Source organism: Psychrobacter sp. APC 3426, from assembly GCF_030408035.1.
Taxonomy (GTDB): domain Bacteria; phylum Pseudomonadota; class Gammaproteobacteria; order Pseudomonadales; family Moraxellaceae; genus Psychrobacter.
In genome coordinates, this window is record NZ_JASDCF010000002.1 from 1 (window position 1) to 25,299 (window position 25,299).

Sequence of the window (25,299 nt, forward strand, 5' to 3'; positions counted from 1 at the left end):
GGGTAGTCGTCTTTAGCTTCAATTAGCATACGGACGGCTCGCTCTTGCATTTCAGGGGTATAGTTTCGTGTTTTCATTGTCGTATTCTCTCAGAAAATTGAGTCTCCGACAATCCCGGGGCGGTTCAGTACTTGGAAAATGAAACCTTTAGGCAGTGACATTATCGCAGAATCCAGTGTACGTGCATTTGCTACTAGTCTAAGTACAGCAGTAAAAAATGAACCTGAGAGATTCGCAAAACTAGCATTAACACTACCAAAAGATATCAATGAAAAGTTTATTGAGAATATTTTATATGGACTGGCAGATAACAATTCATTTAATTTAGAGGAAGGTTTCAAGGAGAGCTGGCAACCTTGTTCATTAGAACTTCGTTACAAAGTTATTAGACATTTTGAAGGTTTTGATGAGAGTCAAGCACTGACAAGATTATTAGTAGATACTCCAAAGATTATAGACCATTCTGATATGCTGGATAAGCTTATTGAAATTGCTCTTCACTCATCTAATCCTAATAATAACAAGCTCGATTTATATGACCCTAAAAAGGGAGATGATGCTGAGCATACTACTGCTGAGAGTCTGATGCAAAACTCTATAAACTGTTATAGAGGGATTGCATACGGTGGTATTGCCAAAATATTTTGGGATAATGAAGAGTATGCATGGGATAATTTGAGTTTGATTGACTCTGCTATAAATGATCCTCATCCGGCTGTAAAAATAGTAGCAGTCCGATTATTGACTCCTTTCTTAAATTACGACATAAATTATGCATTGCAAAGGTTTCTAGATTTATGTAAATCTGATTTAAGAATGAGCTGTGCTTATGAATCTTATCATTTTTTTAATTCAGCTTTTACAGATGATTTTAGAGAGCAGTATGTGGCATTAGTTAAACTCATGCTTATTTCTGAATATGAAGAGGTTCGTAAGCAGGCTGGCATACAAGTTTTTGCACGCTACTTTTTTAATGGTTTATTTGAGAATGAGCTATCATCTGTTTTAACAGCTGATGAGTCAGTTAAGCTAGGTATTGCCGAAGTTCTAGTTCAATTTCTAACGGTGGACGATTACGCAGAGCAAGAGCAAAAATTAGTCAAAGTATATAAATCTCTAATCAGCGATAGTTCTCAGGAAGTTAAAGATGAGTTGCTATCTTGTATTAGAGAAAAGAACTTTTGGAATAAAGGTATTACTGAAGAACTACTTGATATTTATATGAATTCTCAAGTAGTGAACAAAAAGCTATACTATTTATTCTATGCTTTAGAAAACTACGTTTTATGTTTAAATGATTTTAAAAGCATGTTATTAAAGTTATTTATTGAAATAGCTACAGCCAGTCTATCTGATGAAACTAAACAAATTGTTTACAGTGAAATGGACAAATTAACCAAAATATTGCAGAGAATATACGATGAAGCGGTCGATGATGAGGACGACGTTACTCTAAGTCTATGCTTAGATGTTTGGGATAGTTTATTAAAGTCAGATAGCTATGAAGTGAAGCAAGCAACTAGGCATATCGAAAATGGATTGCTAAATTAAAGTTTAGCAACTTCTATTATGATATATTTACTGAGCAATAATTGCGTAACATTAATTCTACTATTTAAGCGACTATGAAATCGACTTTTCTACTATCTATAGCCGTTTTAACACTTTCATCTCTTATTTCTACTGTTGCTATAGCTGCTCCTGGCTTCTCAAACGGTATTGAGTTATATGAAAGCCAAGATGGCGGTGTATATTCTACTTCTTGGACAGCTTACCCTATGACTATTACCAGTTATGGTGGTCCAAAATATGATAAGCCAGATAGTAAGCTTGTTGCTTTAACAGCAGATGGTAAGACAAGTGCTTTTAGAGGCATTTTGAGCATTTCTTGTTTAAGTCCAACAAGCTCACATATAGAAAGTGATGAAGATTATAAAAGTCTAAAAGATGCTATGGCTGATGGAACCATTCCTCGTCCAGCAGTGAATGGCTTGTTCGCTAAGTTCTGTAAATAATTAGTGGCATAGCTGATAATTGTGAGAGTTCAAAGTAAATTTAAAGCAAAAAAAATGACCTTATAATACAATAAGGTCCTTATTAACAATCTCATTATTACTTACAGGTTTTTAAAAGAACCAAAATCATAACTATCAAACTTACTATCATCATCAAAAATAGGTGAGTTTAAATAGCTTTGAGTGACTGTTGTAATATGATTCACTTGTTCGATATCGGTAGTCATGAATCCTACAGGTAGAGTGACATCGTATTGATCAGGGAGTTGAACATGATAACAAACAACAGCAAGTGTATCTTCTAATACTATAACTTCGGTATTGCCCTCCAGAAAACCTTCAGAAAACCCGTAAAGGTTATCTTGAGGCACTTCTTTGAACTGATGCTTTAAATCACGAACTTCATTGCGTAGGCTTCTACTTTCTTCAGGTAACGGTAAATAAGTTTTAAAGTTATACAATCTAACCTTTTCTTTATTGCGTTTCACCATAGCACCGTTGGAAATTGAGTTAATTACTTCAATTAGCTTCGTTTGCTTGCCCCAGTAAAAGTCGCTCGGCGCAATCCAAGTCAAGTTTTTAGTTGTTTTTAGATTATTAGCTAGCTCAGTAACTTTATCAATTATTTTATTTTGATGATATGTTTGTCCGACGAAATATGTTTCGTGATTACTATTTAATTCTAAGTCTAAAAACTTATTAAAATCAAACTTACCGCCTACAATAATTTTTAAAGTCTCTGGATCTTTTAAAGACTCCATACTTTGCACGATGTCATATAAGTTGTTTTGCTCCGATCTGTGGTTGCTCAGCGTTTCAGTAATCATTTGTTGAATGTTATCGGACCTAGTAAGATCAAGTTCGCTACGTTCTAATTGAGTGCCGTCTTCAGCATTAATTTCGAAAGGTTGGGTAAATCTAAAAAAGTCAGTATAAAGCTGTTCAATTAAATCTATCTTGTACAGCTCAATGTCCTCCGAAATATTTTCGATTACCTTATCTTCCTTTAGGTTCATAAAGTCTGCTTGAAACTGGCGTTTAGCGACATCCTTACTCTCTGACAAGTCTTTGTTTGGTACATTTAACTCCAGCGCGTTACGATTATCTTTAGAAGTCCTTTTTTTTGGTATAAAGTTTCTATCTAATAACTCTAAATGCAAACGTTGGGTTCTTTCTTGCAAACTAGGTATTTTTGGGCCTTTACTGTTTTGATCAAATAAGAGTTGACCCTTGCTTGACAGTCCGATAGTACCATCCTCATTCCATCTAACCCATCCTTTATCAGTCAAGTCTTGTATGGCGATTTCAGCTTCTCTTTGAGTAAAGTCAAAATAATCAGCTAGATGCTTAGGTTTACACGAATTTAACTTTAGTAAACGTAGGACAAACTCTCTGACAAAAGGAATTCCCCGCTCATCCATATAGGAAAATATGATTTTAAAGCTAGGTGATTTGATGGCAAAATCAATTTGATTAAACACTATGCTCTCAGAATTATTCATTATTTGCGTCCTCGCTTATTTGAGGATAATTTTATAAGGCTGTACTTTGAAGCGTCATCATACTCTTTGATATAGCTAAGAACTTTTGCTAACGGTGTATGTTTATTTTTTGGACTTTCCCAAGTTTTCGTTGCTCCAACAATCACGAGCTTATCCATAGCTCGTGATAGCGATACATTAGTACGGTTAGGCAAATGTAAGAATCCCGTTGTCAGTTGTTTATCAAAACGTGTAAGAGATACAATAATGATTCTATTTTCTTTACCTTGATAACTGTCTACCGTATCGATCTTTATCAGCTGTCTAAAGCTGTCATCCCAAGTATTTTCATTGAATTTTTTACGTAATAGTCGTTTTTGTTCCGCATACATACAGATCACTCCTATTAAGTGATCGCCTTCTTTCAAACACTTTTTGGCCGTCTCACTATTTAAAAGTTCATCATTGTTTTGGATGTCTTGCAGTAATTTGATGATGATATCAACCTCAACCCGATTAGATGAACTCCCATTAGATGCACCTGTATGATACGCATTAGGCATAGAGGATGTATCAAGCCAACTGACACAGGACTCGATCTCTTTGGGTACGCTGTTATATATATCAGGAATATCTTCTTCTTGTTTACCGTTTTCAAGCAAACCGTCGTAAAAACAGTATGAAACAAGATTACCAATAGCAGGTGCCATACGGTATTGAGTTTTCAGTGTAGCGCAAGTATTTTTTCCATATTCAGACTGGAATACACGCTCAAAGTCACTACCTAAAGCATCATCTAACTCTTCACCTCGCTTAGGAATACCTAGTCGTCGTGCTAAAGCTAACTTGTGTTCTTGTGAATAGATGGGAGGTAGTTGTTTATGATCACCAACCAATAGTACTCTCTTCCCAGACTGCATGGCGATGGCTAACTCACTAGAGATTGATCTTGCTGCTTCGTCAATGATAACCCAATCATAGACATTTTCGTTAATACCGATATGTGACTGTCCCATACCAACACAGGTCCCGACTACTAACTGACGCGATCTAGCAAGGAACTCTGCATAGTTAGTACGCTCATTTGATAATGAATCAAGCATATCTTCAGTAAGTTGAATTAACTCACTAGCTTCTGAGCTTTCCTTTGGTTCAACGGAGTATTCTTTATTGATTTCAGAAACTAACTTGGTATAAATATCTTCAATACTTGACTGCTTAATGTTGAAATCTATATTAAAATTGGTTTGAGCCATCTTAGATTCGATATCTTGCTCAATAGCTTTAAGAAGATCTTTTTCCTCTTTATTATCTATATCCTTTTTCTTATTGTCTTTATCACTCATCAATAAATTATAACGCTTAATCTGTTGACCTATATCAAAGTGTATTTGAGCCCTTTTGCGCAAGTAGTCTTTTTCTAGTCCCAATAATAAACCAAGATTTTGAATGCGTTCAATTTTTTCAGCTTTAAGTAACTCGTACTTTGAATTTTGCAAGTTCTCAGAGAATACATCCTGCAATTCACTTGAAACAGTTCTACTACGGTTACTAAAACGTACAACATCCAGTTCTGTAGTAAGCCGACGACAGTGGCGACGTATACGTTCAGCTGCTGTATTAACTGCTTGATGAGACTGGCTTACTAGCAAAATGCTCTGAGTATTTTGTTTTTCAAATAAATAATGTACGAATGCTGCTATAAACTCAGTTTTACCCGTCCCAGGAGGTCCCTGTAGGAGAGATACAGGTCCATTTTTTAATAGTTTTTCAAACGCCTCTTTTTGGGGATCATTTAATCTTATCGTCTGCCCATATTCATTAGTGCGATCATATCGTTTGAAGTCATCTTCACCAATAGTAGAGTCGTAATGAGTAGCGGGTAGTTTACAAGTTGCATCAAAATATTCATAAAGGTTATTGATTACGGCCTCGCCATCTAAAATTCTAGATAGCGCATTTTTACGACGGTTAAAAGAAACCTTACTCCGTTTACTTTGTATATAGACTATTGTGTCTTCAACTATAGAGTTATTACGCTTGACACTACCTGGCTTAAAATGAAGCTCGTTTAAAGAGCTCCTTTTAACATCTATATTTCCATATACAAAGGTCTTATCATTAGCAGTATCTTTGCCTAAAGCTTGTACAATATCGTCTTTATTGAATTGGTCTAAAGGGCTTACTTCTCCATTGTAGGGTACATAAACCTTATCCTCATTCTGCCAAATAACTGAGTCAGTGGCGGTAATATATGGAAGCGCCTCGGTTTCGGTGTTTAAAATTGCTTGCCATAACTCTTTAACTGTAAAGAAGTATGAACTTTCCTTCTTTGAAGGCTCTTCAGTAAACTCAATTATTTCAGAAGTAAAATCAAGCTCAGATTCAGGTTCTACATTTTGATTAGTAGTGTCATCCGTTCTTTGTAACTCTTTAATAAAGTCGTCAACTGCATTAGTAAAATGAGCGTCCTTTAATAGTACTTTGTTTAAATCAGCTAAATCATGACGATGCTTGCTAGTTAGCCGAACTCCTACAGAAATAATTGATTGGCTATCTCTTCTGTCTTTAGCTGATATATGGTCTCGGCTAATAGGCGGTAGGACATGCGTAAACTTTTTTTCTGTTATTGAGTAAAAAGCTTTAAACAAACCACCTAAACCTATAAATTTAACTAGTATATCGTTCTTTTCTTTACTTTTACTTTTTTCAAACTGAAAAAATAGCTCATCGTTTTCTGGATATATTTCAAGCGTGTCAAAAGAATCTCTATTGCCAATACCTACCTCAATCATTTGAACTTCAGATTTTGGTTGAAGAGCGTCTTTAAAACGTTCAAGAGAAATAAAACCTGATTTGAGGTCTAACAACTCAGTAGATACCACTTCAGCAATATCAGGAAATTCAGTAGAGTCTTCACCCCAAGCAACTCCTAATAGCTCACAACTCATTTTCATAACTGCAAAAATATCACGCATTTGAGTCGTAGCGTTTTCAGCGTGGCTAGGAGCGTATTCATAATTTAAGTTGCTACTACCATTTGAGTTAAAGTCTAAAGCATCAAATAGATACAACTGATAATCGATATCATCAGAATCAGCAGCAATTGGACTTATTTTTATATTTTCAGGATGCAAATCACCATGCGTAACACCAATTCCATGAAGATGCTCAATAGCATGAATAAGTTGATTAATGACTCCAAGTTTATGCTCAAGAGTTAACTTATCATCTAAGCTTTTTAACTCTGACCACATAAAACCGTCTTCTACGAAGTCACTAACCATATACAAACTACCAGACTTAGTAGCAATTCCAAACTCGTGAATATTAGGTATGTATTTTGGTGAAAGCTGTTTTAAGTTAGAAATTCTCTGTAGCCAATCGAATAAAATACGAGCTTTATAATCTTCATTAACTGGAAAGGTATTCAACCACGCCTTAACTATTCGACCATTAGATAAGTAAACTTCCTTTTCGTTAGTTTCAACGATGAAGTCTTCATCCTCTCTAAACTGACGATAATGACTAATATTATGATAAAAAGGTTCTAGTTGATCCTTATCAAATGAGAAGTCTTTTTTATCTGTGGGCCTAGCTTCATTGAACGCTTCTAGAAAATCCTTTGCATTTTTGTAAGAATCTTCAGATAAAGCTTTTCTAATAATAAGGGAGTACCACTCATTATCAGCTTCTAACTCATGTTTAAATGACCCAATACTATCATTAGATAAGCGCTTCGATTGTAGAATATGCCAGGATAATACAGCTAAAGCTCGTACATCTAATTGGTAAGCAGTGGGTCTATTTATAGGATAGGCATCTTGGACTAAGTCAGTGTCAGTGGATACGGTGAGTATGTCTCTAATATCTCCAACAGTTCCTTTCTTAGGAAAAAAAGCAGTAGCGAAACCAGATAGCGAGACTTTTTTGTCAGCAGATAGCCAGACACTGTGTTTTCCTAAATCCCTATGAGCAATATCAGCATTGTGCAAATCGACAAATTTATGCAAGAGTAATTTGACATAGTCAATGCGGTCTTTAATTAGAATTTGTTTGGCTATTTGACCTATAAATTGATTAAATCTAAGTTGAGAAGGCATCAAATCAAATAAGTCGGTATGATCTACGGTCATCTCTGATTTTTGGGGGACTGTTTTATAATTCAAACAGGCAGAGTAAAGCTCTTCATTAATACCCTTTAAATGTTGTAAAACCTCATACTCTCGACTGACTAACTTAAACCTACCGTCAGGTGTTTGCGCCTCTGGGTTTTGTATCTTTGAAAAATCCCAACGACGTAATAACGCTTTATCATCTTTAGAATGATCTGAATGGGCAAAATACTCACTATATACTTCATTGGGATGTTTGAATACGGCCTCATCTTCTGCAACATAGCCATTTACGCGAATACTCTTAGGTTTTACATTGCTTCCACCAAAAATATCATCAAATACTGCAAAATCTTTATTTAAAACCTTAGCATCTGGGTGCGGTCTAAAACGGTCATTAAATTTTTTCTCATCTTTGAGTTGTAGGAACTCTTTCAGACTTAGAGTGTGTATTTTCTCATTGTCCTCTAATTTACTGTAATCTGCATTGCCTGTCATTACGACCAAAAAATGTATAATTGGGGTGCGGACTTTATTAGTGAATTTGTTTTTGTACCTCTTTAATATACGGTCCATTAAATACTGTTTATCACGTGTAATAGAAACTGGAGATCTGCCCATATCTTTACTGCCGAGATACCAGCGATTATTTTTACTCGTAACTTTATATTTATTCCAGTCTTTTAGCTCTATTATTAGCACATTGCAATGAGTGATGATTACTAAATCAAATTCACCTTCTTTATTGCCTTTAGGATCAGCTAATCTAAATCCGGAATAACCCTTCCATGGAAACATAGGATTGCTAGGTGCGCTTTTTTGAAATTGAGCCCAACTCATATTTCTATTATCAAGCTCAGCTAGTACATCTGATACTTGAAAGCTTGCTTTAATTTTTCCAATAGCTTCAACTTCATGCTGTGTAAGCCCGCCACCCCAATCCTGTACTTCCATTATTTATCCTTAAATTTTTCTTTATATACATTTAATACTTGATAGTTTGTATCTTAGCTAGCCAAATAATAACGCAAGTTAAATAGTAGATTAAGTGAATCGCCATCCTGTAATGCGCCAATACTATCTATGTTTAATTCAGGGTGGTTGCAATCGTACTGACTAATATTTTTTAAATTATTATTAATGAAGTCTAACTGAACTTGGTTCATTGCAGACAAATATTTTGCGATAGGGCTTAATTTGACTAACTCAAGGCTTTGCGCTTTCTTGAGGTAATCATGCGACTCTCTCTTCAAACCTTTAAAATGATAAAATAAACTTAATTCACGACATCTCAACATATCTATATATTGCATGGAGAAGCTATTTACTGAAATACTGTTTACTATATCGTCAACTCTAGTTATCAACTCCTTAATATCCGACTTTTCAGAGATAAGCAATTTTTGATTTAATACAAATAGAGAAAAGAAGTAGTCAAACTCTTGAGCATCCTCATTTTCATTAATATAGTCAATAGCGATATTAACAGCATCATCTAATCGACACTCTTTACTTAGTATTAGTAGTCTCAGGCAGAAAATACGGCTCTTATCAGATTTATGGCTTAGATAGGGTAATATCTCTTCAATATAGCTTTTGATTACTTCTGTTTTATCAGCGCTATAATTTAGTGTCATACAGCGTATCAGGGTGCTTTTAGCACGAATTGCCATACTAGAACGTAAAAAGTCTGACTTCTCCATATCAGGTGAAATTAACTCCCAGATATTGCGATACTCATCTATCATATTCCAATGAGCACGGGCTAACTCTTCAGACTTTTCAAAGTCTAAAGAGTTAACGTATATCTCTACTTCTCTAGAGTGAAAATCTAATATCATTGAAAAATTGCTTGGATCTGATATAAGCTCATTGATTATAGATTTTTGTCTCTGTACCACTTCTTTAGCCTTATCAACGTCACCGATATGGTTCAAGCACAGTAAAGCTAAATTATTCAATTTAAATTTAAAAGAATTAAAGTTGCGAATACCTAATTCTGTATTAGCATCTTCAAGTATATGTAGTAGCTCAATTAAAATATTTAATTTTTGAAAATAACTTTTATAGACTGTCTTGTCACGCCATATTCTCTCTAAAAGTCCTTCAAAGTATATTTTTGCTCCAGAAGAACCTGTCTGTGTGAATACCACTTTGATGAGTCGGTACAAAGCAGATTTATAATCTTTATTTTTAGGATGTTTATCTACTAATTTTAAGCTATCGAATAATGCATTAATATAATTCTGATTACGCTCATGATTCAAGATTCTTCTTAGTTCAGGTGAGGAAAAGGTTTCAAAAGAAAATAATTGCCCATTATCTTTCAAATCGTTCAAAATTTTATAGTTTTCGGAAAACCTTTGGTTATAAGTTATATTACATATAAAGTCCGCACAAATGAGACCCCATTGATATTTAGCATCTCTCATATGCACTTCTATATTGTTCAATAAGGCAATTTGTCCTGAAGCTACTAAGTCTGACTCTACTGCTTTAGGTAATGCCTGCAATATTTCTTGATCAATATTAAATTGAGTGGTTTGGCGGACTGCATTAATCGTTCTTGTCGCTACAACTAAGTCTAAATGAGTTATTTCAGAATTGAAAAATTCGTGGACGGCAGTTTCAGCCTGAATAATCAAATCTAAAAGCATCAAGCGGTAGGTACGCTCAAGGTTATGTGCGCTGACTTTAGCTTTATTAATAGTGGTAACGAAGCAAGACGGCGTATTAGCAGAATTTAAAGTTTTAAATAAATCTGTGGCAATATTTAAAGCTTTATCATTACCTGAGTTTCTACGTATTTCAGTAAGATGAAAGTCATCTTGACCATTCAGCTCATATTTTTTGATAAGAGGGTATATCGCAGTACGTAACTTATCTTCTGAATTCTTAAATGAATCAGCAATAATTAGCCCACCAATCAGCCAAGATTGATTAGGGCTTTCAAAATCACCCGATTCATCGATATAGAGGGTATATTTCATTATCGATCTCTTATACTAGTAAAATAATCACCGCATTCAGGGCATACAATATTATCAATCTTTGTAGGTTCATTAAGACTAAGCATGTGGTAAGTCCAATAAAACCCATTCTTATAGAGAGGTTGGTGACATTTTCTACAGTTATTAACTGTCCATTTGAAGCCACATTCTTTTTTATTATTACAAGTATGTAGCACTCCATTGGTAAATTCGTTTTCTTTGGGATTACCATCATGATCTAACCCGCAAGCAATACAGTAATTATGCCCATGAGTTTGTAAGAACATTCCAAATAGTCTTTGTAAATTATCGAGGTTGAGAGGGTGCTTAATTACATCAGGGTGTAAGAATATACCTCCGTAACGATGATTAGGAAGTTGATCATTAGTGTCGTTTAATAAAAATGCCTCACCATAATATGCTTGTTTAGACCAAATTCTATTTGATAATGGATTTGAAATTAAGTCACTAACGCTAGTAATAATATATACCCAGTTGTCATTGTCACCTTGTTTATAATCCTTGTTATCTTTCAAATCATTGACTGTTTCCAGTACATTAATAGACGCATAAAACTTAGCATCTAAAACTAAAGTATAAGTACAGTAGTTATTATCACCATTTTTTCGGTTAAAGTGTAAAACGTAGTCTGGGCGAACTAGACGCTCTCCACCTTTAACAAGTATTTCTTTTTCATAAAAAAAGTCTATATAAGAACCGTTATTATGCACAAGTGTTATTTTCACGTTTTTAACATCTTTACTATCGTATATTATATCTGCAACTTTATGGCTCCAGTTGTCATCACTAGGCTTGAATTTAAATTTGTGTATTAAGGTTTTTAAGATGATAATCAATACCCATCTTTCATATATCTTAGGTAGTTCTAAAGATAACAGAGGGTTACTAAATAATTTATGATATTTAAGAGAGTCAAGTATTTCTTTATTGAAAATTTTGTAATATAAGGACAGTACCTTGGAGTACTGTTTGTTATTAGAATAAACTAATGACGTTGGCTTGATTGTAGTTGAATTTATTCCATAACTTTTAAGTAAGCTTATAGTGGTATTAAGATCTACAATCAAGCTAGAGTAAGCAAGAGAAACAGATTCTAGATCTTCTAAATTTTTTTCATTTTTTCTATTCAGATCAGAAATAATTTTTTCATTTTCTTTTTTATATTTACTATCAAATTCGAAGTCTGCACTAGAATAGTTTGATATAAGTTGACTAAAATTTGAAACCGTATCTAGTTCAATCTTTTTGATAGAGTTTAGCTTTACAATATCATAATTTGGGAAACGATGAGATTCTATACAATCGCCTATAACTTTGTACTGGCTATATTCTTCTATACTATTATGTATAGATATAGGTAGCCTGTAACTAACAGAATCATTGCCATATATTGCGTAGCTAAAATCTCCCTTCCATTTTTTTCTAAAATGAAGAACTTCATCAAAATTACAATTATTCTCACTTATATGAAAACTATCAACTAATTTGTCTAGATTATCTTGATGTTTTTGCTTATTTAAATTGATAGAATTAATTTGGTTCTGAATGATCTGTCCATAGTCTGATTTATTTTCATCTATATATTTACCAAAATCTATATATAGCTGTGATTCCAAACTTGATAAAGTTGGATCTATAATATTGTTTATCATACTTAATAGTAATAATCTTACTTCGATAGCCATATACAGCAAAAATCCATTCACTGAATTAATCACTGACTCTGAATAATGTGTGCTTTCATAGTATTTTTTATATGGATTTGCGACATACTGCTTCAGAAAATCTACATCTGGCTTGATTCGTTCTGAACTTTCTAACTTTTTGGACTTAACTAATGACTTATGAAGTTTAACTGCTACACTATTCAAAGATTTGATAAACTCTCTGGCTAACTTTAAATCAATAAGTTGCAGATATTCTATATCTGTATCTTCTACACTACCAGTGCTAGTTATTCCTTTTTTATTATAAATTAGCTTATAAAACTCTCCTCTAAATGCATCCATTATTAACTTCATTCCACCTTCATCTAAGACCTTATCATGAATATTAATCAAAATAGTAGTTTGGCCTACTAATGAAGGTATAATTAGATAACTCTTTCCAATATGGTTTCTAAGATTGGATTTCATAAAAGATTTAGATTTCCCTAGAAAACTATTTTTTTCTACCCACCATTCTTTGGAGTTACTATCTTTTATAGCTACTAGCTCAAAAATATCTTTCTTTTCATTCATTAAATAAGGAGGGATATTTAAGTTTGTATCTTCAAAATATATTGCAAATTGACCGCTACTTTTCATGGGATATGTGATTAATTCAATTTCATAGTCGATACTAGAATCACTAAAGTTAGGTTCAATATCAATATTCCATGGTGATTCAATAATACTTTTGACTTCTCCTGTTTCAGGAAAGCGTTTTACGCTAATATATTTTGCTGTCAATCCTCTCATTATAGATTTTAACCCCAATAGCTAATACTATGATTCAAAGCACCATTAAGGTTTGATTGAAGATTTTCAATCTCACTATATGAATTATAATGCTCTAATCCTAGGTCGCTTAAAAGCATAAAAAGGTCAACCAGTTTATCAAGTTGATCTCTTGTTACAGTCATTCTAGGCAGTATTTTATGCAGGATAAAACCATTAGTAGCGATGATTTTAGCTTGGCTATCATTATCTTCTAACACCTTTATTTGATTTAAATAGTTTAAAGCTTGTCTAATAGCTCTCATTCCGATAGCTATATCAAATTCACTATTAAAAAATTTTGCTAGTTCAGTTATTTCTATACAGAAATCATCGTCCAAATCCATCTCAGGATAATTCAGTCGATTTCCTAGTCTATCAAAAGAGATATTAACTACCTTATTTAACCCTTCTGAAAAAGGAAACTCAGTTCTATAATTTTCTATTTGTAGTTTTAAACTTTTAATATCCATATAGAGTGGGTTATCAAATTTCATAACTTGCACTCTATCAAGAACTTTAGATGAAAAATTGTAAGTAGTTTCGTCAATGTTCGCTGTACCAAAGAAATGGACGTTGTCACCTATAGTAATGTTGGGACGTATAGATGGAACCAACTGCTGATAGAGCTTATGATAGTCTTCAGAAGAAGAGCTTTTATAACCATATTCATTATCTATGTATGCAACCAAATTTTTATATTTAGTAATGTTTTTAGGGGTAATAGATTGAGGAGAGATACCATTCAAAATATCTCCCAATTTCCCCAGATCGGGATAGAGACTTTCTGAATATAATTGTATTTCAATCAGATGATCTCTATCTTCAAGTTTTGATAGGAAATCAGCAAAATAATACTCAACTCTAGCAAGGTTCATCTCATCCAAGCATATAAAATAAGACTTTTCAGGGTTGTCTTCAGCTTCAAATAAGGCATCTAGGAACTCTGTTGAAATATACTGCTTTTGAATAGGATTATAGTAGCCTAATAAGTCCTCTTTACTCATCCAATTAGGCTTAACTGGTATAATATAAGCTTGAGCATTAACAGCTCTTGCAAACTCCTTAACTATTTTCGTTTTACCTACTCCTGATTGACCAGCAAGTATAATAAAATCGTGTGTCCTAACTAGTGCAAAGAAATCTAGTATAGTATTTCTTTCATAATACATTCCTCTAGCTAGAATGTACCCATGAATATAATCTATTAACTTACTGTAACTATCAAAGTCGTTAAAGGCTAATAAGCTTCCTTGATGTATGTGATTATCAGTATTATTTGATAAGTCATCTTTTATCAATCTATATTTTTTAAATATTTCTGTATTTTCTTTATGTATTTTTAATTCGTTACTATGTTTCTTTTTCAAATTCTTAAATAAATCCTCAGACTCTCTTAACTCTTTTATTTTATTAGTCAAAGCTTTTTCTAACTTGATATTTTCACTGACTAAATTTTCTTTATTACTTTTTTCTAATAGAATTATCTCATCCAACTCTTTTAATTGCTTGCGTTTCAATTCCTCTTCTTCAATTAGCTCATATAAAAATTCAATTGACTGCGGAATATTATAATCTTTTTTTATTTTATTGGTTATATATAGATATGCGCTTTCGGTAAGGAAGATTTTTTCAGGATCACTTGGATCTTTAATTAAATCATTTTCGGATATTGTTTTTAGATTCTCTTTTGATAAAGGCTCAAATTTTAATAAATCTATAATATTCTTACTTTTGAAACTATTTCTTATTAAGAAACCTCTTATTATTGTCTTATTATCTGAAAGGGTCTGATAGTAATTCAAAATCTCTGGAACTTTTGATTTCGTTATAAATACATTTTCAATGATCTTATTATTTAATTTTAATGGTTCTCCACTACCACAATATTTTATATTTTTAAGCAAAACTTCACCGTTGGTCATTACTCTTAACTGACCAACGACTTCAATAGGTATAGAGTTATTTTCGAAAAAATCTTTAATAAATTCATCCATATTTGAGTTTATCTCTTGTTCTATTACAGTCTGCATAAAAATTAACCTTTAAAACATGAACCATCAAATAATTTTAGGCGAATATATATTTAATAAATTGACTAAAAATTAACCCTCAAGCTCATCCAAAACCGCACGGAAGCTTGCCAGCCCAGCTTCGATATTATCGATAATGTCACTCGCTAAATCTTCAGGGTCTGGCAGATTGTCTAAATCAGTTAGTGAGTCGTCTTTTAACCATGAAATATCTAGGCTGGTTTTATCACGCTTTTTAATGTCCTCGATACTATATTTGCGCCAGCGGCCGGTAGGGTTGGTTTCAGGGTCATAGGTTTCGACACGCTCATGGATATTATCAGCGTTATAACAAGCTATGAAATCTTGCAAATGCTCAAGCGTCATCGGTTTGCGCTTAAGAGTGTGATGGACATTGGTACGGTAATCGTATATCCACACATCTTTGGTAACGGCATCTTCTTGAGCAGAATGATTATCAAAGAATAAGACGTTTGCCTTAACACCATTGGCATAAAAGATACCTGTTGGTAGACGCAAAATCGTATGTAAATTGGTCACCTCGAGTAGTTTTTTACGCACAATCTCGCCAGCGCCACCTTCAAATAGTACGTTGTCTGGCAAAACCACACCTGCTTTGCCATTAATCTTGAGCATGGTGTAAATATGCTGGAGGAAGTTAACCTGTTTATTAGAGGTAGTCGCCCAGAAATCTTGACGGTTATAGACAAAGTCTTCTTTTTCTTGCTCGCCTTCATCATTGGTGACGGTGATGCTGCTTTTTTTACCAAAAGGTGGGTTGGCAAGTACCATATCGACACTTTTACCTGCTGACCCAATCAAGGCATCATCTGAGCTGATAGGGCTATCACCATCAATCTCACCAATGCCATGCAAGAATAAATTCATCAAGCACAGTCTGCGAGTATTGGCGACGATTTCATTACCCGAAAATGTATTGTGCTTTAGGCTTTCCTTTTCTTCTTTATCAAGCTTATGATGCTGTTCTATATAATCATAAGCCGCAAGCAAAAAGCCACCTGTGCCCGCTGCTGGGTCGGCAATAGTAATATCAGGACTAGGTTCCATACAGGCAACGATAGCTTGAATCAGAGGCCTTGGGGTAAAGTATTGACCTGCGCCAGACTTGGTATCCTCAGCATTTTTTTCCAAGATACCTTCGTAGATATCGCCTTTGACATCAGTGCCCAGTCGTACCCATTTGGTGCTGTCTATCATGTCAATGAGGCGACCAAGCTTAGCGGGATCTTGAATCTTATTCAGTGCTTTGGTAAAGATTTGCCCCAGTAAGCCTTTTTGCTTACCAAGCTCTCTTAGTAGCTGGATATAGTGGATTTCGAGTGCTGCGCCTGACTTACTGGTCAAACTGTCCCACTCAAAGCCTTTGGGTACGCCAATATCTCGGTTATAAGGCGGCAAGCTGTATTCGTGTGCCATTTTCAAAAAGATAAGATAAGTAATTTGTTCTAGATAATCGCCATAGCTGACGCCATCATCACGTAGGGTATTACAAAAGCTCCAGACTTTGGAGACTATAGAGCTGGCTTGGTTGCTCTGCTGATTGCTTGATAAAATATTTGGGGTAGCTGTGTCACTCATGCTTTTCTCTCGTATGGATACTATCTGGTACTGATAAATTATAGATAAATGGCTTTTGTATTAGCAATTAAAGCGGTAATGTTATCTGCTCATCTTTTTTAGATTTCTTTGGTGTCTTAGCAGATTTGGTTTTCGCTTTGCTTTTTGAGGCAGCTTTATCTTGTTTCGCCTGTTTTTCAGCAAGTGCTTTGGCTTCGCGCTCGGCTTTGATTTGGGCTAACAACTCGCTGGCTGGCGGATCATTAGGGTCTTGTGGTACAAGCTTACCTTGAAAGGCTTTATGAAGAATTGAAGTTTTTAGTAGATTAGCTTTAAGGATTTTACTTTCTAAAGTAGATATTATTGAATCTGTTTCACTTAGCTTTTCATCCAATGTACTAACAATAATATCCTGTTCTTGTTTTGAACAAAGAACTACAGGCATTTTTTTGATATCACCGCCTGAAATTCCAGATTGACCAGCAGTGGTTCTAATCCTACGTTCAATAAAGCTTCTACTAACCCCAACATTCAAGCCATATGCCAAAAAGCTATTCTCTACCTCATCTAAATCCACTCTAGCTCTAATCAATTTATCTGGATAAACATAATCCTCTGTCGATTTAAAAAGAGCACATACACCTACATAACGTCTAGTGCCGTTGTATCTTGTAAAGAGCAGATCTCCTTGTTGCAATAAAAAGCTTGGAACCTCATGTTCACTTGAAAGGTATCTGTAATCATCAAGATTAAGGCTGAAAGCTCTTACTGCACTAATACGCAATATTTTTGTGCCCTCATGACCTTCTGGCTTCAAAGATAGGCCATTTCTTATGAGCTCACAAATTCCTTCAAATTCAACAACAACCCATTCATGAGGCAAGTCACTACTATCCAAAACCAAAAGCTCTTTAGGTTTAGTAGGCTTTCTAGGTTTTGACCATTCCTTACCTTGTTCTTCCCAATCTTTAACCGCTTGTTCCCAATCCGCGATTTGCTGATCGTAGTAATTTTGACGAGCGGCTTGAATCTGCTTTAGCAACTCATCAGCACTAGGCAAGGGTTTGCCATGCTTCTCAGCATAATCTTCTCGCCATTTAGCCGTCAGCTTTCCTTCAAAAGCATGCTTAAGTAATGACTGACGGTATTGTCCAAGTTGCCGTTTGGCAAGCGTTAGATTCTCAATACCAGCATCGACCTCTGAAAACAGCGTTTCAATTTTATCGACAATTCGGTTTTGTTCGTTTACTGGAGGAATGGGGATATCAATTGCTTTTAATCCCGATTGTGTTATTTGTGGTTGAGCAGAACCAGATATTACGAATGAAAAGTTAAAGTTCTTCAAATAATAAAATAGATATTTAAAGTTCATTAATTTCGGTATGTTATCTAAACACATCGCATTACCATTTATATATGCGTATGGTTCTGAAATATGAATTTCACCGCATGTCGCCCCTCGACAAGTTATCATCAATGCTGGATCTTCATGATTGTATTCATTAAAGAAACCTATTTTCCCATTAGCACCATATACTGGATAGCCAGTTTCTAATAAGTCCTTTGTAGCTATAGTTTTCCATTGTTTAGGCTCTGAAATATCAAAAATATTACATATTTCCCAACTTACTGGTAAATCTACTTCATTTATCATGCAATCAACTCAATATTTATTTCATTTAGTAATTCGTCAAAGTCCAAGCCTTCACTAAGCACCTCATAAGCTTCACCTAGGCCGCCATACTGGTTAAATGGGCTAAGCTCAAAGTCATCAGAAGCTATCGCAAACGAGGTCGTCACATGGTCACGAATCAGTCGTAACCATGCCATCTGGTTCTCTGTAAAGGGCGTTTTACTTCTTGCGTTATGGGCAAACACCCAGTCTTGGAAGTTTTTACGTACCGTACTGTCAAAAGGTGTTAGCTTATCATCGATACCGACCACACGGCGCACCAAACTGACCAGCGCCGTTAATTCGTCTTCCACCTTTTGAGAGGTCACACCATCGATGATGGAGTACGCTTCCCAAACACTGAATATGGCTAAGGGTGGCTTGCTTGCTTTAATCGCTTCATATAGCTCTTTTATCATCGCAAAGCTGAGTGCCTGACGACGATGCGGCTGATTATACAAGATTTGTAGCGCCGTAATATTGTCTTTATTGGCTTCTATATAATCAGTAAATCGGTTGACAAGGCTCTCGGCTTTTTCGACTTGGTCAGTTTCCCAACCTATATTAGTTACTTCATCGATGTTCAGGTGATCAATCTTCTGCTCACTTTCTCGTCTGATTTCTTCAAGCTCTGTGATTAGCTCACCATTGAGCCATCTGCTGGCTTCTTTCACTCGCTTATGCTGCGCTTTCTTCACAGCTTTATCACTAGGCGTCTCGTCAATACTGATGCCTTCAAGCTGGCAAGCGGACTCATGCACGAGATCGACATCGATAGCCGTGAATAAGCGTTTAACCAACTCACTTAACGATACTCCACCAGTGGCTTTTTCTACCGTAGCGTGTTGTTCAGGTTCCAAAGCGATATCGAGACGTTTTAATCGGCTGGCAAATGAGCTTACCGTATCGGTGTCGGATTGACCCATCATGATACCTGTAGCGAGATCACGAAAGCTGACCGATTTCTTGGTATCTAATTGACTACTACTGGTTTTAAGCGATTTAGTGACCCCGATAGCATCGACGATGACGTAATGCGTTTTAGCACTCCTAGCACTAGGGGTGACCTTTTGGAGACCTTCTTTATCGAGGGTACGTGTGCCACGGCCTTTCATTTGCTCAAAGAAATTGCGACTTTTGACATCACGCATAAAGAGCAGACATTCAAGCGGTTTTACATCTGTACCTGTGGCTATCATGGTCACCGTGACTGCAATACGAGGATTATAGCTATTACGGAAGTTAGCCAGTACGGTTTTGGCCGCTTCACCTTCTTCAGTGATTTCACCTTCATCATCGACTCTATCTTGACCTGCTTTATAAGTAATTTTTTTGCAGAAATCGTTGCCTTTACCGAATTCCTCTCGGACAATATTAATGATATCGTCAGCGTGGCTGTCGCTTTTAGCAAATATCAGCGTTTTAGGCACTTCGTTACGTGCAGGAAAAATATTGGGCAAGCTGTCTTTAAAGCTTTTTATAACCGTACGAATTTGGCTGGGATTGACAATGTCTTTATCTAGCTGTTTAGAAGAGTACGCTTCATCGCTGTCTTGTGCCTGCCAGCGTTTTTTACGAGTGACTTTTTCTCTGTGTTCTATCAGCTCTTTAGCCGTTAGTTTTGCGCCTTCTTTAGTGATTTTAGTCTCTATCAAATAGACCTCATTGCCTACATTGACCCCATCAGCGACTGCTTCTTCGTGGGTATATTCACTAACGACGTTTTGGTTAAAAAAGCCAAAGGTGCGGCTATCAGGCGTTGCTGTCAGACCGATTAAAAACGAATCATAGTAATCGAGTACTTGTCGCCACAGGTTATAGATAGAGCGATGACACTCGTCGATAAATATAAAGTCAAAAAACTCAGGAGGAATGGCGCTATTGTAAACCACAGGCAATGGCTCTTTGATATGTTTCTCGTATTCCTCCAGACCTTCTTGTTCCAATGCTTGGTCTAGCGGCTCACCTTTGAGGATAGAGTACATACGCTGAATGGTGCAAATATAAACTTGGACACCTGACGGGACATGCGGCGAGGTAATAATTTGCGCGTTATAAAGTTCTGTAAACTTGCGATTGTCATCATGTGGTGAGAATACAATCATTTCTTGTTCTGCTTGCTCACCTAAGTTGATGGTATCTACTAGAAACAAAATACGGCGCTTACCTGTGTATTTCAGCAATCGGTACATAATACTAATAGCGGTATAAGTTTTACCTGCTCCTGTCGCCATCTGAATCAATGCACGCGGGCGAGCCTCAGCAAATGACTTTTCTATATTGACAATAGCACGCTCTTGACAATCACGTAGGTCAAGCTCTGACGCTGGTAAGTCGTCTGGATTTAACGGAGGAATAGATTTTAGTTTCTTACGTAAGGTATTCTTGCCCTCGGCAAACCATTTTTCTAGCGTCTCTGGGCGATGAAAGTTGAAGACTTCTCGTGAGCGCGGATTGGGATCATTTTGATTGGTAAAGCGAGTAATAACACCAGTAGACTCATACAGAAAAGCAATATCTGCTTCGTCAATATGCTTAAAGTCACTGGTAGCATAACGTGCGCTTTGTTCTTCAACCGTCGTTATCTTCTGCCCATAGTCTTCAGCTTTTGCCTCAATGATACCGACAGCTTCTCTATCTATGAATAGCACATAATCAGCAGGGCCCGTGCTAGTTGGATACTCCCTAACCGCAACCCCTAGACCGGCATTAGGATTATAGTCCTTGAGTTTCTGTACCAACCAACCAGCTTGTTTAAGTTGGCGATCAATATTGTCTCGGGCGATGTCTTCTGGACGCTGATTTGTTGTCATATTCACGTTCAATCTTAATGTTGAATTTAAATAGACTAATATAGCTGAAAATTGTTGATAAAGCTAAGACCAACAAGTGTTGGAATAAATATTATTCCACACTAAGGGTTAGTGGTACTATGCCAAACATTGCTTTGTAAGCAAATATTGTAGCCATTAAACCCGTGAATAGGAAAAAACGTTTAACTATTCGATGAAAATAAGGTAATAGAATGAATTTTTGGCATATGCAATTGCATGAAGATAATATAAATTGGAAACGTGAAAAAGAGGTTCTCGAGCAAGTAGGTTACATTGGTATGGGTGACTGGAAAGAAAAAAGAAAAGCTCAACAACTTAGCTTTCAAAATGATATGGATATTGGAGACATTGTAGCTATTAAAAGAGGGGAAACTTTAATAGCTTTAGTGAAAGTAATAGGAGAGTATGAATACAAGAGTGAAACCAATAGAAATTTCGATTGGTTTGAGCGACGGCGTCAAGTTGAAATATTAGATTGGTATCGTACCGCATATGATCTAAAAATTGTAGGTAGGAAGACCTTAACTAGATGTGACATGACCAATAGCGATGCAGAAACCAACATCAATATTAAAAAATGGTATGAGAAAGTTATGAGTAACACTGAAATTAATGAAGTATCTGCACTCCTAAAATACAAGCATCAAGTAATTTTACAAGGCCCGCCAGGCACAGGTAAAACTCGACTGGCTAAATTGGTTGCTAAGAATTTGACGCAACCTGAACTTAAGGGTACACCTGAATCCATAATTGATGATTTAGTGAAAAACTTCGATACAGAGTCTGATGAAGTAAAATCAGCTAGATCAAAAAACGATAAATTATTATCTAAATTTTATGAATCTTTTCCTAAGGAGTGCTTAAGCGGACTTTCTTTGTCAGAATATGCAATTGGGCATGGGGATAACGACTCGCTCTGCTGGTGGCTAGAGGTAGGGTTAGAAAGATTGGGTACATTCTCACCAGGATTTTCAAACAACTACCCTATATATTGGAGTAAGAAGAACGATAGATACATGCTCAATAAAAAGGTAGCTAATTCAACTGATGATGAGTCTGCAATGAAACAGATTGCTAATGAGCTATCAAAGCTAATTCAAAAAACTGACCTTGATGATTCCATTAAATTTTTTGGTCCATGTTTCACGTTAAAAGTGTTACATAGCTACTATCCAGATGAATATTTTCCTGTAAACAGTGAGAAAATATTGAATAATGCTCTAAAGCTGTTTGGTAGTTACGACAAGAAGCTAGGAGTAATTGCAAAAAACACTAAGCTAAATGATATTTATCTTAGTAAAAAAAATCAATTAGATACTGACCTTACGAATATTGAGTTTATTAGCATTCTTTGGAATAACTTTAATTTAGAGGATGGAGAGGATTTATCTGAGTTTGATGAAGTGATGACTCATGGTGAGTATAAAATAATTCAGTTTCATCCTGCTTATACCTATGAAGACTTTGTAAGGGGTATCGTTGCCAAGACTAATGATGCTGGAAATATCAGCTATGAAGTTGAGAATAAGATTCTCGCTGAATTTGCAAAAAAAGCTATTGATAACCCTAATGGTAATTACGTACTTATAATCGACGAGATTAATCGCGCTAACCTACCATCTGTCCTAGGTGAGCTTATTTATGCGCTTGAATATCGTGGTGAGAGCGTTGAATCTATGTATGAGTATGAAAATATACTAAATATTAAACTCCCTAAAAACCTATATATCATAGGCACAATGAATACGGCTGATCGCTCGGTAGGTCACATTGATTACGCCATTCGTAGACGTTTTGCATTTTATGACGTATTGCCATCAAAAAAAGTAATCACATTTCAAAAAGCTACAAAGCTATTCGAATCTATTGAGAAATTATTCAAAGGTGATAATGCTCAAATTTCTTCTGACTTTGATGCTGATGACGTTCAGTTGGGTCATAGCTACTTCTTACCATCTAAAAAGGATATATCCGAGGAAGATTTCTATAAAGAGCTTTCTATAAAACTGAAATATGAGATTAAACCCATTCTATACGAGTACATAAAGGACGGTGTTTTATTAGATAGCGCTAGAGAGGTAGTAGAAAACCTTCATGTCTAAGCTAATAAGATCAAACCATTTAGGAACTGTAAGCGAACACAAGCAGATAGATTTTGCTTATAAAGAGGTAGAGGTTTCAGATATATTTTTTCAAGACAATGAGAAGAATGAGCGATGCGTTCAAGTTGTTTATGGTAGAGAAAGCCTTTCGCTCAAAATGTCATACTTTATTGGTGCAGACTGGCTTGTAAAGAATCAACAAGCCATCTATGTAGCACCAAAGATTAATAAAGGGCTGCAAGAAATTGACTATCTAGGCATGCTTCAATCATGTCTTACGCATGGTGATATTGCTAAGAATACTAAAGACCTATACCACATTAAGCTAAACGAGCCTTTTATTGAAATAGATCAGCAGATGGATTTATTAACGCCACTATTGATCATGCAGTTTCTTCAAACTCTAAAAATCTTGGTAAAAAAGGGATTGAAACAATCCTATTATAAAGTCGAGCGTAATCTTAATAGCAGAGTTAAAGGTAAAGTATTAATTGCTCAAAATATCAAAAAGAATATAGTTCGAAATAGAGTTACGAATACCTTTTGTAGTTATGAAGAGTTTGGCTTTGATAGCATTGAGAATAGAGTTTTAAAGCATACGCTAAGCTTTGTTAGACGTTATTTATCTCAATACCCAGAGTATCTTGGATCAATGAAGTGTTTAATTGACTATTGCACACCTGCTTTCGAGAGAGTTAGTGATGAAGTTAATTTACATGAGCTTAAAGCAGTCAAGCGTAACTCCTTTTATAAAGAGTATCAGGAAGCCTTAAAACTCTCTAAGATCATTCTTAAGCGCTTTGGCTATCATATCAGTGAGATCGACAATAGTAGCGTTGAACAAATATCAGTACCACCGTTCTGGATTGATATGTCAAAACTTTTCGAACTGTACGTGTTAGGACTTCTTAAAGATAAATATGGAGATAAGATACTTTTTCAAGCGAAAGGTAGCTACGGGAATCCAGACTATTTACTGATAGATGACATGCAACCACTTATCATAGATGCGAAATACAGACCTACTTATCAACAAGACAAGAATTTAAGCTATATCATTGAAGATATTAGACAGATAAGCGGTTATGCAAGAGACGTGGGTATATTAGATAAGCTAGGCTACCATACGGTAGAGGAGCAGTCATCAAGTGTTGTCAGTTGTGTCGTTATCTACACTGATCAAGATGAGGGCGATAAGCTACCAAACAGTTTAACCGCTGGTAAATCGATTGAAGGCTTTACTAAGTTCTATAAGGTGCCAATCTCTGTTCCTGTTCTCAAAAATCAAACAGCTGAATAAACTCTGTCAAACGGGATCGTTTACCACAACCAACTTTTCACAATCTTGGTCACAAAATGGTCACCGTTTGGTCACTGAGCAGTTGGTCACCGATTTTCAAAAGATAGAGCTTATGCGCAAAAACTTATCATTCATGCATTGTTAAAGAGCAGACCATTTGGTAAAGATGAATAGAGAGAAAGTATCCAGCTCTTATAAAGAAAGGGTTTAAGAAGAAAATTAGACACAAAAAAACCTCAAGTAAACGAATACTTGAGGCGAAACTTGCTTAAACTCGAGAGTTTAAATTCGTTTTAAATATGGCGCAGCGGACGGGACTCGAACCCGCGACCCCCGGCGTGACAGGCCGGTATTCTAACCAACTGAACTACCGCTGCTTAGGTCATCTTTAACGTTTTACCTTTATGAAGAGGTCCACTTCGCTAAAATAGTGGTGGGTGATGACGGATTCGAACCGCCGACATTCTGCGTGTAAGGCAGACGCTCTACCAACTGAGCTAATCACCCTTCGAACAATTGCGATGCAATTTATTCAACAGTAACTGAGCCCTTAAGTTTGTCACTAAGCTCCGTTGCTGTGGGTGTGTATTATATAGATTTACACATGGCTGTCAAATGATATTTTGACAATTTTAGCAAATAATCAAAAATAACTTCTTAATCTAATGATTATCACTGATA

The 25,299-nt window shown here is 35.6% G+C and carries 12 protein-coding genes and 2 tRNA genes; 4 read left to right on the forward strand and 10 right to left on the reverse strand.

Annotated features, from left to right (window positions below):
* Positions 1-138 precede the first annotated feature (138 nt).
* Positions 139-1,551 carry a hypothetical protein gene (locus QL919_RS02245; protein ID WP_290187980.1) on the forward strand — a complete coding sequence of 471 codons (1,413 nt, stop codon included), beginning with the start codon at positions 139-141 and terminating at the stop codon, positions 1,549-1,551.
* 74 nt (positions 1,552-1,625) lie between these two features.
* Positions 1,626-2,015: a hypothetical protein gene (locus QL919_RS02250; protein WP_290187981.1), complete on the forward strand. Its 390-nt coding sequence runs from the start codon at positions 1,626-1,628 to the stop codon at positions 2,013-2,015.
* Between the two features lie 101 nt (positions 2,016-2,116).
* Here the strand turns inward: QL919_RS02250 and QL919_RS02255 are convergent, their stop codons facing one another.
* The 8 genes from QL919_RS02255 to QL919_RS02290 form a co-directional block, all read right to left on the reverse strand.
* Positions 2,117-3,517, reverse strand: a complete 1,401-nt coding sequence (locus QL919_RS02255) for a hypothetical protein (protein ID WP_201586278.1) — start codon at positions 3,515-3,517, stop codon at positions 2,117-2,119.
* The gene (locus QL919_RS02260; RefSeq protein WP_290187982.1) at positions 3,517-8,565 is read right to left on the reverse strand and encodes an AAA domain-containing protein; all 5,049 of its coding nucleotides are present in this window, start codon (positions 8,563-8,565) and stop codon (positions 3,517-3,519) included. Before QL919_RS02260 ends, QL919_RS02255 begins: the two co-directional genes overlap by 1 nt.
* A gap of 53 nt (positions 8,566-8,618) precedes the next feature.
* Complete coding sequence (locus QL919_RS02265; RefSeq protein ID WP_290187983.1) at positions 8,619-10,601, reverse strand: DUF3800 domain-containing protein; 1,983 nt, start codon at positions 10,599-10,601, stop codon at positions 8,619-8,621.
* Positions 10,601-13,081: a nuclease domain-containing protein gene (locus QL919_RS02270; RefSeq protein ID WP_290187984.1), complete on the reverse strand. Its 2,481-nt coding sequence runs from the start codon at positions 13,079-13,081 to the stop codon at positions 10,601-10,603. The genes QL919_RS02265 and QL919_RS02270 overlap by 1 nt, the downstream gene beginning before the upstream one ends.
* An 8-nt stretch (positions 13,082-13,089) precedes the next feature.
* Complete coding sequence (locus QL919_RS02275; RefSeq protein WP_290187985.1) at positions 13,090-15,132, reverse strand: AAA family ATPase; 2,043 nt, start codon at positions 15,130-15,132, stop codon at positions 13,090-13,092.
* A 72-nt stretch (positions 15,133-15,204) separates the two neighbouring features.
* The gene (locus QL919_RS02280) at positions 15,205-16,731 is read right to left on the reverse strand and encodes a class I SAM-dependent DNA methyltransferase (protein ID WP_290187986.1); all 1,527 of its coding nucleotides are present in this window, start codon (positions 16,729-16,731) and stop codon (positions 15,205-15,207) included.
* A gap of 67 nt (positions 16,732-16,798) precedes the next feature.
* Positions 16,799-18,364 carry a restriction endonuclease subunit S gene (locus QL919_RS02285; protein ID WP_290187987.1) on the reverse strand — a complete coding sequence of 522 codons (1,566 nt, stop codon included), beginning with the start codon at positions 18,362-18,364 and terminating at the stop codon, positions 16,799-16,801.
* Complete coding sequence (locus QL919_RS02290; RefSeq protein WP_290187988.1) at positions 18,361-21,195, reverse strand: DEAD/DEAH box helicase family protein; 2,835 nt, start codon at positions 21,193-21,195, stop codon at positions 18,361-18,363. The genes QL919_RS02285 and QL919_RS02290 overlap by 4 nt, the downstream gene beginning before the upstream one ends.
* 212 nt (positions 21,196-21,407) lie before the next feature.
* Between QL919_RS02290 and QL919_RS02295 the strand changes: the two genes are divergently transcribed.
* Together QL919_RS02295 and QL919_RS02300 are read left to right on the forward strand one after the other, a co-directional pair.
* The gene (locus tag QL919_RS02295) at positions 21,408-23,318 is read left to right on the forward strand and encodes an AAA family ATPase (protein WP_290187989.1); all 1,911 of its coding nucleotides are present in this window, start codon (positions 21,408-21,410) and stop codon (positions 23,316-23,318) included.
* On the forward strand, positions 23,311-24,618 hold the full coding sequence (locus QL919_RS02300) for a hypothetical protein (RefSeq protein WP_290187990.1): 1,308 nt from the start codon (positions 23,311-23,313) through the stop codon (positions 24,616-24,618). The genes QL919_RS02295 and QL919_RS02300 overlap by 8 nt, the downstream gene beginning before the upstream one ends.
* A 300-nt stretch (positions 24,619-24,918) precedes the next feature.
* On the opposite strand, the gene QL919_RS02305 is transcribed toward QL919_RS02300, so the two are convergent.
* Together QL919_RS02305 and QL919_RS02310 are read right to left on the reverse strand one after the other, a co-directional pair.
* Positions 24,919-24,995: transfer RNA gene (locus QL919_RS02305), tRNA-Asp, on the reverse strand.
* Positions 24,996-25,049: 54 nt separating this feature from the next.
* Positions 25,050-25,125 (reverse strand) — tRNA-Val (locus QL919_RS02310).
* Between the last annotated feature and the right edge of the window lie 174 nt (positions 25,126-25,299).